This window comes from Rhodopseudomonas sp. P1, assembly GCF_039642825.1.
Lineage (GTDB): Bacteria > Pseudomonadota > Alphaproteobacteria > Rhizobiales > Xanthobacteraceae > Rhodopseudomonas > Rhodopseudomonas palustris_H.
Genome location: NZ_CP088006.1, coordinates 3837120 through 3850022 on the forward strand (window position 1 = coordinate 3837120; position 12903 = coordinate 3850022).

11 protein-coding genes are annotated in these 12903 nt (G+C 65.8%); 5 read left to right on the forward strand and 6 right to left on the reverse strand.

Features of this window, described 5'->3' with window-relative positions; all coding sequences use genetic code 11:
• The first annotated feature begins 116 nt into the window (after window positions 1–116).
• The 4 genes from LRC39_RS17785 (at window position 117) to LRC39_RS17800 (ending at window position 5305) form a co-directional block, all read left to right on the forward strand.
• On the forward strand, window positions 117–1925 hold the full coding sequence (locus LRC39_RS17785) for an IlvD/Edd family dehydratase (protein ID WP_164635640.1): 1809 nt from the start codon (window positions 117–119) through the stop codon (window positions 1923–1925).
• Window positions 1926–2058: 133 nt separating this feature from the next.
• Complete coding sequence (locus LRC39_RS17790; RefSeq protein WP_346295135.1) at window positions 2059–2793, forward strand: SDR family oxidoreductase; 735 nt, start codon at window positions 2059–2061, stop codon at window positions 2791–2793.
• Between the two features lie 196 nt (window positions 2794–2989).
• Window positions 2990–3739: an SDR family NAD(P)-dependent oxidoreductase gene (locus LRC39_RS17795; protein ID WP_346295136.1), complete on the forward strand. Its 750-nt coding sequence runs from the start codon at window positions 2990–2992 to the stop codon at window positions 3737–3739.
• 600 nt (window positions 3740–4339) lie between these two features.
• Window positions 4340–5305 carry an IS110 family transposase gene (locus LRC39_RS17800; protein ID WP_346295137.1) on the forward strand — a complete coding sequence of 322 codons (966 nt, stop codon included), beginning with the start codon at window positions 4340–4342 and terminating at the stop codon, window positions 5303–5305.
• 141 nt (window positions 5306–5446) lie between these two features.
• On the opposite strand, the gene LRC39_RS17805 is transcribed toward LRC39_RS17800, so the two are convergent.
• From LRC39_RS17805 to LRC39_RS17830, 6 genes are all read right to left on the reverse strand, one after another.
• Complete coding sequence (locus LRC39_RS17805; RefSeq protein ID WP_107356297.1) at window positions 5447–6241, reverse strand: energy transducer TonB; 795 nt, start codon at window positions 6239–6241, stop codon at window positions 5447–5449.
• A 104-nt stretch (window positions 6242–6345) separates the two neighbouring features.
• Entirely contained in the window at window positions 6346–6795 is a 450-nt protein-coding gene (exbD, locus tag LRC39_RS17810; RefSeq protein WP_107356298.1) for a TonB system transport protein ExbD, read from the reverse strand.
• Window positions 6796–6798: 3 nt separating this feature from the next.
• Entirely contained in the window at window positions 6799–7710 is a 912-nt protein-coding gene (gene exbB / locus LRC39_RS17815) for a tonB-system energizer ExbB (protein ID WP_346295138.1), read from the reverse strand.
• Window positions 7707–8396 carry a Fe2+-dependent dioxygenase gene (locus tag LRC39_RS17820; protein WP_346295139.1) on the reverse strand — a complete coding sequence of 230 codons (690 nt, stop codon included), beginning with the start codon at window positions 8394–8396 and terminating at the stop codon, window positions 7707–7709. The genes exbB and LRC39_RS17820 overlap by 4 nt, the downstream gene beginning before the upstream one ends.
• Before the next feature lie 24 nt (window positions 8397–8420).
• Entirely contained in the window at window positions 8421–10802 is a 2382-nt protein-coding gene (locus tag LRC39_RS17825) for a TonB-dependent receptor (RefSeq protein WP_346295140.1), read from the reverse strand.
• 297 nt (window positions 10803–11099) lie between these two features.
• Complete coding sequence (locus LRC39_RS17830) at window positions 11100–11342, reverse strand: hypothetical protein (RefSeq protein ID WP_011159021.1); 243 nt, start codon at window positions 11340–11342, stop codon at window positions 11100–11102.
• Window positions 11343–11678: 336 nt separating this feature from the next.
• Between LRC39_RS17830 and LRC39_RS17835 the strand changes: the two genes are divergently transcribed.
• Entirely contained in the window at window positions 11679–12902 is a 1224-nt protein-coding gene (locus LRC39_RS17835; protein WP_346295141.1) for an efflux RND transporter periplasmic adaptor subunit, read from the forward strand.
• The last annotated feature ends 1 nt before the right edge of the window (window position 12903 follow it).

Consider the following 12903-nt stretch of genomic DNA (forward strand, 5'->3'; position numbering starts at 1 on the left):
ATCACACTACGCCGATTGCGTAGCGCGGTGCGACATGCCAGCATGCGCGCCGTTCCATGCTCAGCAAAGGCGCTCAAAACATCCGCTTCAAGGATGTGTGCGGTGCGGGAGATACGATGACGAAGCACGATGCCGGCAGCCCCCGGCGTAAACTCCGGTCCAGCGAATGGTTCAACGATCCGCATAATCCGGGAATGACCGCGCTCTATCTCGAGCGCTATTTGAACTACGGACTGACCCGCGCGGAACTGCAGTCCGGCAAGCCGATCATCGGCATCGCCCAGACCGGCAACGACCTGTCGCCGTGCAACCGGCATCACCTCGATCTGGCGCAGCGCGTTCGCGAAGGCATCCGGGCGGCCGGCGGCATCGCCATGGAGTTTCCGGTGCATCCGATCCAGGAAACCGGCAAGCGCCCGACCGCGGCACTCGATCGCAATCTCGCGTATCTGGGCCTGGTCGAAGTGCTGTTCGGCTACCCGCTCGACGGCGTGGTGCTGACCACCGGCTGCGACAAAACTACGCCGGCCTGCCTGATGGCGGCCGCGACCGTCAACATCCCGGCGATCGTGCTGTCGGGCGGCCCGATGCTCAATGGCTGGCACAATGGCGAGCGCACCGGCTCCGGCACGGTGGTGTGGAAGTCGCGCGAGCGGCTCGCCGCCGGCGAGATCGACTACGAACAGTTCATGGAGATCGTGGCCTCGTCGGCGCCGTCGGTTGGGCACTGCAACACCATGGGCACCGCCTCGACGATGAACTCGCTGGCCGAGGCGCTCGGCATGTCGCTGCCCGGCTGCGCCGCGATCCCGGCGCCGTATCGCGAGCGCGGCCAGATCGCCTACGAAACCGGCGTGCGCGCGGTCGAAATGGTGTGGGAGGATCTGAAGCCGTCCGATATCCTGACACGCAAGGCGTTCGAGAACGCCATCGTGGTCAATTCGGCGATCGGCGGCTCGACCAACGCGCCGATCCATCTCAATGCGCTCGCCCGCCATGTCGGCGTCGAGCTGTCGATCGACGACTGGCAGAGCGTCGGCCACGCCATTCCGCTGCTGGTCAATCTGCAGCCCGCCGGTCTCTACCTCGGCGAGGAGTATCACCGCGCCGGCGGCGTGCCGACGGTGGTCGGCGAATTAATGCGCCACGGCAAGATCCACCAGGACGCGCTGACGGTGAACGGCAAGACCATGGGCGAGAACTGCGCCGGCGCGCCCGCCCCGGATGGCGACGTGATCCATCGCTACGACACGCCGCTGGTGCATGACGCCGGCTTCCTGGTGCTGCGCGGCAATCTGTTCGATTCCGCGATCATGAAGACCAGCGTGATCAGCCTCGAATTCCGCGAGCGCTATCTGTCCAACCCGAAGGACCCGAACGCGTTCGAGGGCCGCGCCATCGTGTTCGAAGGACCGGAGGATTATCACCACCGCATCGACGATCCCGCGCTCGATATCGACGAGCATTGCATCCTGTTCGTGCGCGGCACCGGGCCGATCGGCTATCCGGGCGGCGCCGAAGTGGTCAACATGCAGCCCCCGGCGGCGCTGATCAAACGCGGCATCCATTCGCTGCCGTGCATCGGCGACGGCCGTCAGTCCGGCACCTCGGGCTCACCGTCGATCCTCAACGCCACGCCGGAAGCCGCCGCCAATGGCGGGCTGGCGCTGCTGAAGACCGGAGACCGCGTCCGCATCGACCTCAACAAGGGCAGCGCCGACATCCTGATCTCGGACGAGGAGCTCAAGCAGCGCCGCGCCGATCTCGCCGAGCATGGCGGCTTCGCCTATCCGAAACACCAGACGCCATGGCAGGAGCTGTATCGCTCGACGGTCGGCCAGCACGCCACCGGCGCCTGCATGGAGTTCGCCACCCGCTACCAGAACATCGCCGGCGCCGTCGGCGTGGCGCGGCATAATCATTGATGGGGCGGCTGGGGCACGGCACGTGCCCCATTACGATCATCATGCGCGGGCTCGACCCGCGCATCCATCATCACACGAAGAACGATGGATGGCCGGGTCAAGCCCGGCCATGACGTCGTCGGGAGGAAACAGCATGACCGACCGCCTGAAAGGCAAGCGCGCGTTCGTCACCGCCGCGGCGGCGGGGATTGGGCGGGCATCGGCGATTGCGTTTGCGCGCGAGGGCGCCGAGGTGTTCGCGACCGATATCGATGACGCCGGGCTGGCGCCGCTCACCGAGCACGGCATTGCGCGGACCGCGAAGCTCGATGTCCGCGACACCGCGGCAGTCGAAGCGATCGCCCGAGAGGCCGGCACCATCGACATCCTGCTCAACGCCGCCGGCTTCGTGCATCACGGCACGGTGCTCGACTGTTCGGATACGGATTGGGACTTCTCGTTCGACCTCAACGTCAAGTCGATGCACCGCACTATCCGCGCGTTTCTCCCCGCGATGCTGGAAGCGGGACGCGGCTCGATCGTCAACATCTCGTCGGCCGCCGGCGTGTTCAAAGCGGCGCCGAACCGCTACGTCTATGGCGCAACGAAAGCCGCGGTGGCGGCACTGACCCGCGCGGTCGCGGTCGATTTCATCACCCGCGGTATCCGCTGCAACGCGATCTGCCCAGGGACGATCGAAACGCCGTCGATGCTCGGCCGCGCCGCCGCGCTCGGGCCGCAGGGCCGCGAGATGTTCGTGTCGCGCCAACCGATGGGCCGTCTCGGCAACGCCGAGGAAATCGCCGCACTGGCGGTGTACCTCGCCTCCGACGAAAGCGCTTTCACCACCGGCGTCGCCCACATCATCGACGGCGGCTGGACGTTGTAACTAACCTCTCCCCGCAAGAGCGGGGAGAGGTCGGCGCGTAGCGCCGGGTGAGGGGCAAGGCACTGCATCGCAGCGATCGCCGCCTGCGCAGGACCGCAAAGGCCCCTCACCCCAGCCCTCTCCCCGCAACAGCGGGGCGAGGGAGCGCGCTTCCGGCGCGGCGATACCGCAACAGCTCATAACGGGGGGAGCAGCCATGAACACCATCGACCTCAACCATCGCTGCGCCGTGGTCACCGGCGGGGCGCAGGGGATTGGGCGGGCGATCGCGGAGCGGTTCGTTGCGTCAGGTGCCAAGGTGGCGCTGTGGGACCATGACCTCGCGCTGGCCGAGCGGACCGCCAAGGAGATCGGCGACGACGCGACGATCGCCGTCGAGGTCGATGTCACCGATCCGGCTGCGGTCGACCGCGCACGTGACGCAACGCTGCAGGCGTTCGGCAAGATCGACATCCTGGTCAACAATGCCGGGATCGCCGGCGTCAACAAGACGGTGTGGGAGACCGACTACACCGAGTGGCGGCGGGTGTTGAAGCTGAACCTCGACGGCCCGTTCCTGTGCTGCAAGTCGGTGGTGCCGTCGATGATCGCGCACAAATACGGCCGCATCGTCAACATCGCCTCGATCGCCGGCAAGGAAGGCAACCCGAACGCCGCGCACTACTCGGCCTCGAAGGCCGGCGTGATCGCGCTGACCAAATCGCTCGGCAAGGAGCTGGCGGCCTACGACATCTCGGTCAACGCGGTGACGCCGGCCGCGGCGCGCACCGCGATCTTCGACCAGATGACGCAGCAGCATATCGACTTCATGCTGTCGAAGATCCCGAAGGGCCGCTTCGTGTTGGTGGAAGAAGTCGCCGCCCTGGTGGCATGGCTGGCGTCGGAAGACTGCGCGTTCTCGACCGGCGCGGTGTTCGACATCTCCGGCGGACGCGCGACGTATTAAACTACGCACTTACCCCACAACGTCATTCCGGGGCGCGCGCAGCGCGAACCCGGAATCCCGAGATGTTCTGCATGCCGCGAGAGAGCCTTGCTTTGTGCGTGCAGGAATCTCCCCATGTCATCCCCGCGCAGGCGGGGATCCAGTATCCCAGGGCGTCGATGATAACCACGAAGGCTCTGCAATACTGGTTCGCCCGCCTGCGCGGGCGATGACGGCTTCTGTCAGTGGTGTTCGTCGTTACGGGCAGCTCCACGGGCGACGGCGCGAGAACGCCTTGCTTCGTGCCCGAACGAGTCTCCCGATGTCATCCCCGCGCAGGCGGGGATCCAGTATCCCAGGGCGTCGAGGATAACCACGAGAGCTCTGCAATACGGGTTCGCCCGCCTGCGCGGGCGATGACGGTCGTTGGTCATTGCCCACAGCAGATTCCTGTATCTGCGAGGTGCTGGTGCATAGTCAGCACGACGGAGGCCGCTCGGTAGATTCCCGGCCGATCATCTCGCCGTAACCCGGTGCGGGCGCCTCTGTCGGTGTTGCTTGATCGAACAGTCGCACGGGCATTGCCGTTGCGGTGATCGCCCGCATACAGGACCGATGCCCATGACGATTGCAGTGCCGCTTGCGGTTGCGGCCGGCGTCGATGCCGGCCAACGTTTCCTCGATGTCGCGCTGGCTCCGTCGGGCCAGACCTTCCGGATGCCTAATCTGGCCGATGGCATCGCCGAGATCATCGCCCGCCTCGAACGCTCCGGCGTCAGGCGGGTGGTTCTGGAGGCGATCGGTCCCTATGCCGAACCGCTGGTCAAAGCGCTTTCGGTCGCCGGCTTCGAAGTCGGCATCGTCAATCCGCGCCGGATCAAGGCGTTCCGCGAGGCCGAAGGCGGTCGCGCCAAGACCGACAGGCTGGACGCGCGACTGATTGCGCGCTTCGCTCTCACTATGCCCGAGACCCTGCGCCCCCTGCCCCTGCCGACCGACACCCAACTCGAGCTGAAGGCGTTGTCGCTCCGACGCCGCCAGCTCACCGAGATGATCGCGATGGAGAAGACCCGGATGAAGCAGGTCCGCGGCACGCTCCTGCTCGATAGTCATCGGGCCGCGATCGCCGCGTTGTCGGCGCAGTGCCAAGCCATCGAGGCCGAACTCGCCAGGCGCATCGGCGACGACGCCGAACTCCGCCGCGTCCTTCACATCCTCAAATCGATCCCCGGCATCGGCGAACGGGTGGCTACGCTCCTCATCACCGACCTACCCGAACTCGGCCAGCGCGATCGCAAGGCCATCGCCAGCCTCGCAGGGCTCGCGCCCCACGTCAGCCAATCCGGCGCAGCGCCGCCTCGCGCCGCCATCGCCGGCGGACGTCCTTGCGTTCGCGCCGCCCTCTACATGGCCGCCCTGGTCGCCGCCCGCCACCACCCCAAGCTCCGCGACGACTACAACGCCCTTCGCCTGCAAGGAAAACCCGGAAAGGTCGCGCTCATCGCAATCGCCCGAAAACTGCTCGTCACAGCCAACGCACTCGTCAAAGCCGACACGCCATATCAAGGTAAGACCCTTGACACATGAGACAGTCGCCGGGTTCGCGAGCTTTCGCTCGCGCCCCGGAATGACGGCGCAGGGATGATGTGGAAGAGACAACAGGCTCGAAGCGTCACGCTGACAAGCTGCCGCGGAGGCAGACAGGGCTCAGCAAGCCGGCAGCCTCCCTTAACCCTTCCCCTTGGTCCGGAAGATCACCGGCAGGCTGAAGGTCAGGCCCTCGTCGGCGACCAGCGGCGGGGGTGCGGGGACGGGGTCGGAGCGCTTGATCATGTCGAGCGCGGCCTGATCGAACGCGGCGTCGCCGGAGCCTTCGACGATCCGCATCGACAGCACGTGACCGACGCGGTCGAGTTCGAAGCCGACGACGATCCGCACGTTCTTTTGCGCGGCCTCCTTCGGGTAGCGCTTGTGCTTGTCGAGATACGCTACCAGCTCCTTCTGCCAGGTGGCGCGGATGCGGGCGGCGGCCTTGCCGACGCCCTGTGCGGGCGCGACCGAGCGCGGACCTTCCTTGGCGGACTCGTTGCTCGGCATCGCGGTCGCTTCAGCGGCGACCGACTCGGTCGAGGCCTGCTGCTGTTGCTGCGCCTTTTCCTTCTGCTCCTCGTCGACCTTCTTCGGCGTCTCGGTGGTGACGACGCGGTCCGGCTCCTCGGTCTCCTGCGGCGTGTCCTTCGGCAGGTCGGAGTCCTTGACCTCGGCCTTCTGCTCGTTGAGCGCCGGCGACGCCATCGACGCCTCGGTGTCCGGGCCCGGCGGCAGATCGGAGGCCTCGATCTTCGGCGACATCATCTCGACGCCGACCTCGATCGCCGGCGCGCCGAGCGCGTCGTCGTCGGCATCTTCCGGCATGCTGACCAGCGCCAGCGCGGCGCCGCCGACGTGCAACGCCACGGCGCCGACGGCGGCCATCAGCCAGAGCCGGTAGGTGCCATTGCGGTTGAGGTCAGGGTCGGTCATGCGATTGCGTTTCTAACAAAGTGCAACTGTGTTTGCGAGCGGACCCGAGCCACCCGGCCGGCGAAGCCTGCAAAGGCTTTGCCTCGTCCCCTCGCGCGAGACGGCTAATTGCCGTCCGGCTTGGCGCCGGGCACCGCTTCCAGCGCCACCAGCTTGATCTTGGCGTAGCCGCCGGCCCGCAGCATCTCCAGCACGTCCATCAGCTCGCCATACGGCACCGCGCGGTCGGCGCGCAGGAAGATGAAGCGTTCCTTGGTCATGTCCGGCATGGTGTCGAGCGTCTTCACCAAGTCGACACGCTTGACCTGGTTCTCGCCGATCGCCACCGCCAGGTCGGACTTGATGCTGACATAGGTCGGCTTGTCCGGCCGTTTCTGCGGCGTGGCGCTCGAGGTCGGCAGGCTGACCGGAAGGTCCACCGTCGACAGCGGCGCCGCCACCATGAAGATAATCAGCAGCACCAGCATCACGTCGATGAACGGCGTGACGTTGATCTCGTGGGTCTCGTCGAAATCGTCGTCGAGATCGTCGGAATTGCCGAGCGAGACAGCCATCGCTCACTCCGCCGCGCGGGCGCGATGCGCGCTGCCGTGGCTGCGATCGAGATCGCGCGACAGCAGACGGCCGGCGGCGCCGGACGCGCGGGCGACCAGTTCGAGGTAGACTTTGATCTCGCGCGAGAAGTGATTGTAGATGATCACCGCCGGGATTGCGGCGACGAGGCCGATCGCAGTGGCGAGCAGCGCTTCGGCGATACCGGGTGCGACCACCGCAAGGTTGGTGGTCTGCGACTTCGAAATGCCGATGAAGCTGTTCATGATGCCCCACACCGTGCCGAACAGGCCGATGAACGGTGCAGTGGCGCCGATGGTGGCGAGGAAGCCCATGCCGCGGCGCATGTGACGGCCTTCGGCGCGCACATACTCGCTGAACGACGACGCCGCGCGCTCCTTGATGCCTTCATCGCTCGACAGACCGGCCGACAGCTTCGCCTCGCGCAGGGCGGCGGCGAGCAACATCGATAGCACGCTGTGCTTGTCACCGAGCGCCATTTGCGCCTCGGCCAGCGAGCGCGATTCACCGATCTGCTTCAGCGAGCGGCGCAGCCGGAAACGGGCGCGGCCGAGCTCGACCTTCTTGGCGATGAAGATCGTCCAGGTGATCACCGAGGAGATCGCCAGACCGATCATGACTATTTTGACGATGATGTCGGCGTTGAGGAACATCGTCCACGGCGACAGCTCGGACAGGCCGGGCGTGACGCTACCGGGCTGATGCCCTGCCTCCGGCAGCGCCTGCGATGCGGCCGGCGCGGGAGCGGTGGCGGCCGGCGCGGGAGCCGCGGGTTGCGACGGTGCGGTGGCGGCGGGAGGCGGCGCCGGCTGTTGTGCGACGGACGGCGCGAGCGGCGCGGACAGGGACAGTGCGATCAGGGCAACGCCGATCGATCGGAAGCTCAACTTGTTCATACTTCGGCCCAGTAGCGGATGAGGTTGTGATAAATACCGGTCAATTTGACCGTTTCAGGGTCATCGCGTCCCAGCCGCTCGACCAGGGCCTGAATGGCGTTGTCGAGATCGTAGATCATGCTGCGCGCCTGCGCATCACGTATCATGCTCTGCAGCCAGAAAAAAGACGCCACCCGTGCGCCGCGCGTGACCGGAGTCACCATGTGCAGGCTGGTGGACGGGTACAGCACGGCATCGCCCGCGGCCAATTTGACCTCGTGCGAGCCGTAAGTGTCTTCGATCACGAGTTCGCCGCCGTCGTACTCGTCCGGTTCGGCCAAGAACAACGTGACCGACAGATCGGTGCGAATGCGCAGACCGGTAAGATGATCACCGCGCACCGCATTGTCGACATGGATGCCGAAATGGTGGCCGCCCGACGCCGCGTAGCGATTGAACAGCGGCGGGAAGATCTGCAGCGGCACCGCGGCCGCTACGAATTTCGGATTCGCAGTCAGCGCCGATACGATCCTGCGCCCGAGCGCACGCGCCAGATCGCTGTCCGGCGGCAATTGCTCATTGCGCTTGACCATCGCCGACTGCGCGCCGGCGGTGGAGCGGCCGTCCTCCCACTCCGCGGCGTCCATCAGGCGGCGGAATTCCGCGACCTCGGACTTCGGCAGAACCTCGGGAATACAGACCAGCATGGCCGCTCCAGTCTCGCGACGCGCTTACAGCGCGCCGCGTAGCGTCAGCCAGACCGAACGACCCGGCGCGATGAATACGAACGGCGAGTTCGAACGATAGAACGCGTCGTAATAGGTGGTGTTGAAGATGTTGTTGACCGACAACTTGGCGGTCATGTGTTTGTCGACTTTGAATTCGACAAAACTGTCGAACCGCCAGTGCTCGGGCAGCACGTTGCCGTTGATCGCCGCAAAGGTGCCGCCGTAGATCTTGGAGGCGTACACCGCCTGCCCGCCGACTTCCCAATGGTCGTCGAACTTGTACTTGGTGAGCAGGTTGAACGACTGGTGCGCGATGTTGGCGAGCTGCGCGCCGACCGAATTCGGATCGATCGACTGCAGCACCTTGGTTTCCATCAGCACCAGGCCGCCGAACACGCTCCAGCGGTCGGTGATCTTGCCGGAGGCTTCGAGGTCGATACCGCGGACCCGATAGACGCCGGTCGACAGGATGTTGTTGCCGACGGTTTCGCGGGCGTTCGACTTCTGGGTTTCGAACAGCGACGCGGTCAATAGCAGCCGGCGATCGAACAGCTCCCATTTGGTGCCGACTTCCGCCGCCTTGTTCATTTCTGGCGGCAGCGCCTGGAAGGTGGCGTTGTTGACGACGAGGCCGCCGTAAGCGGTGCCCGAGGCGTCGAGTTCGGCACCGACCGGGTTGGTCGATGTCGCGTAGGCCGCGTACAGGCTGGCGTAAGGCAGCGGCTTCACCACCGCACCGAGATTGTAGTTCCACATTCCCGACTGCACCGCGGTGGAGGTCGCCGCGGTGTGTCCGGTGATGTTGTAATCGTCGTAGCGCAGGCCGCCGTTGAGGATGACGACGTCGTTCCAGTTGGCGGTCTCGATCACATAGGCCGACTTGGTATCGACGTTGATGAAGGTCGGGTTGTAGGCGCGCTGCGGCTGGGTGGCGAACTCGAACAGGTTCGGCGGCGCCAGCAGCGGCACGGTGATGCGGCCGCCGCTCTGGAAGCCGGCGAGCTCCGAGGTGAGGCCCGCGTAAGTGTCGCGCATCACGCTTTCACGCGAGATTTCGGCACCGCCGACCATAGTGTGCTTCACCCCGCCGACGTCGAACTTGTAGGTCAGGTCGGTCTGATTGGCGAGCACGTCGGTGGTCTGATAGCGGCTCTGCGACGCCAGCGAGACCGTGGTGGCGGTCGGATTGCTGGGCAGCGTGCCGATATAGTCGAGCACCGAATGCGCGGCGCGCGAGCGGTTGGTCAGGGTCAGGTCCGGCGTGATCGCGAACTCGCCGGTGACCGTGCCGAAATCCTGCTTGGCCTTCTGGAAGTCGCGATTGACGAAGCCGTAATAGGTTTCGCGCGGCACGTTGACGTCGGTCGACGGCCGGCGCAGCGCGGTGTTGTACGGCACGCCGAAATCCGGCAGGCCGTCGAGATCGGTGTGGACGTAGTTGGCGGTGACCTTGATGGCGTCGGTCGGCGTCCACTTCACCGCGGCCAGCGTGCCCCAGCGGTCGTCGGTGACGTAGTTGCGACCGGCAACCTTGGCATCCTGGTACAGACCGTCGACACGAACCGCCAATGTCGGGCTCAGCACCTGGTTGACGTCCACCGTGACGCGCTTGGTGGCGTCGGAGCCGAACGTGGTTTCGGCCTTGGTGAAATTGCCTTCGGTGGTCGCCTGCTTGGTGACGATGTTGATGGCACCACCCGCGGTGCCGCGGCCCGCCATGGTCGAGGCCGGGCCACGCAGGATCTCGACCTGCTCGGTGAAGAAATTCTCGCGGATCGAGATCGCCGGATCGCGGATACCGTCGATGAACACGTCGTTGCGGGCATCGAAGCCGCGGATGAAGAAGCGGTCACCGAACGCGTTGCCGCCCTCCCCGGTGCCGAGCGTGACGCCGGCGGTGGAACGCGCCACTTCGCGCAGCGAGGTCGCGTTCTTGTCTTCGAGCAGTTCCTTGGTCAGCACCGTCACGGTGCGGGGGGTGTTGAGCACCGGCTCGGTGAACTTGGTGCCGGACAGCCGGTCGACCTTGTAGGGCGCGGCCGCATCCGCATAGGGGTTGCGATCCGCCGACAGCGTGCCGGCATTGGGAAACGGTACCGGCTGCACCTGGGTCGGCTGCGTGCGGCGCGCCGCCCGGCGCAGCGCGGTGCGGGCACGTACCTGATCGGGCGTTGCGCGCGCCGCAGCCGGTTTCGGCCGTGCCACCGGGGCATCGACGGTCACTGCCGGAAGACTCGACTGCTGCGCTTCGGCGCCGCCGATCGACGCCACCGCGATCATGCCGGCCACCGCCGACACCTTGCGGCCATGATGGCCGTCGAATTCGCTGACCGTCCGAAGCGCTGCTTCCGCTCGCAACGACCTCGGTGCCTTTGCCCCGTTCATCCCACGCCCCCAGATGTGCTGCCGCCAATCAAGTGCAACAAAGGTGGTATCGAGCGGGGTATCGAGGGTCAACGAAGCGTCACGATCGACAAGATGGAATAGTTCAAGATCAAAATCATTCTAAGAAACAGCCTCCGTAAACATCCGGAAACGCGACACATCTCGGTACTTCAGCACCTCGAAGTGATCGATTGTTGCTCACTTCATGAGCAGATCCCGATGCAAGGGAACAGCGCTGTGGACATCACGCTGCGCGTGCGGACGCGCAGAGAGGCGCATACAGACCTGAGGGCTGACTTACTCCGCGGGGCTCGGCGGCTTCATCAACGAGAACATCTCGTCGACTGTCTGCTGCGCCGTGAGTCGCACCCGCTCGGTATCCACCATCCCGTCGATGCGGATGCCGCGGACCACCGCGCGGATCTCGTCGCGAAACTCGCTGAGGAATTGCAGCGGGTCGCGCTGCTCATTGGCGACGCGCGCAATCAGCCCGGTGATCAGGATCTGGCAGGCGATCATCCGGCCGTTGAGCTCTTCCATTCTGTACTCCGGTCGCGCGGCAGCACATTCCCCCTGCCGCATCGAGCGCCGTGGTATGGCCGAGCTGCACGCAACTGACAATTGGAAGAGTTCTTAACTGGAGCTCATGCCCTGCCCGTCACCACGACCGGCGAGCGATCGATGGCGCTGCCGCAACCCACTTCCGCGCCCGCTTGATGAACCCTGCCGCTCCATGAAAGTTTAGCAATGTCATGCGGTTTGTGATGTGCTGGCGGCAATTGCCGCTATAGTTACCCCTCAATCCAGGCAATCACCGCCGTGCGGGCTGAACCGGTCGCCAGAAGCCGTCACCGCCGGCCGAACATCGGATCGGGCATGAACAAACCCGGCGCCTATCGCAGGGCCTTCGTTGTCGTGTGCCTGCTGCTTGCAGCGGGCGGTTCTTATTGGGGCTGGCAACACGTCCAGAGCGGCCGCTCCGCGGCGCCGGGCGGCAACCCGCAGGCACAATCGGGTACCTCCACGCCAAAGGCCGGCGCCGGCCGCACCGCAGCGGTTCCCGTGACGGTGGCGACCGCGCAGAAGGCCGACTTTCCGGTGTATCTGAGCGGGCTCGGCACCGTGCAGGGCTTCAATACCGTCCTGGTCCGCAGCCGGGTCGACGGGCAACTCGACAACATCGCCTTCACCGAGGGCCAGATCGTCCAGGCCGGCGACCTGCTGGCGCAGATCGACCCGCGGCCGTTCCAGGCCACGCTGGACCAGGCCAAGGCCAAGAAGGCGCAGGACGAGGCCAATCTCGCCAACGCCAAGCTCGACCTCAGCCGCTCGGTGCGGCTCGGCGAGTTTGCCACCAAGCAGCAGACCGACACCCAGCGCTCCAACGTCCAGCAGCTCACCGCGCAGATCGAGGCCGACGAGGCCGCGATCGCCAACGCCCAGACCCAGCTCGATTACGCGACCATCAAGGCGCCGATTTCCGGCGTCACCGGCCTGCGCCAGGTCGACAAAGGCAATATCGTCAACGCCTCGAGCCAGACCGGCATCGTCACCATCGCGCAGATCGAGCCGATCGCGGTGATCTTCACCGCGCCGGAAGAGCGCGTGTTCGACATCAACCGCGCCCTCGCCGCACGCCCGCTCCAGGTGATCGCGCTCTCCACCGACGCCAAGACCACGTTCGCAGAGGACGGCACGCTCGCGGTGGTCAACAACCAGGTCGACAGCAACAGCGGCACGGTGCGGCTCAAGGCGGTGTTCGCCAACAAGAACCACGCGCTGTGGCCCGGCCTGTCGGTGCAGACCCGGCTGCTGGTGAAGACCTTGAAGGACGTCGTGGTGGTTCCGAACGATGCGGTCCAGCACGGCACCGACGGGCTGTATGCCTACGCGGTCGACGCCGACAACAAGGCCGAGCTGCGCAAGCTGGTGGTCGGCCCCGCCAACGACCAGAACACCGTGATCGAGCGCGGTCTCGAGCCCGGCGACCGGGTGGTGGTCGGCGGCCAGTACAAGGTCAAGCCGGGCACGCCGCTGGCGTTCAAGGTCGCCGACAACGAACCGGCGGCGCCGGTGCAGCCCAAGCCGGCCGGGAAATAGC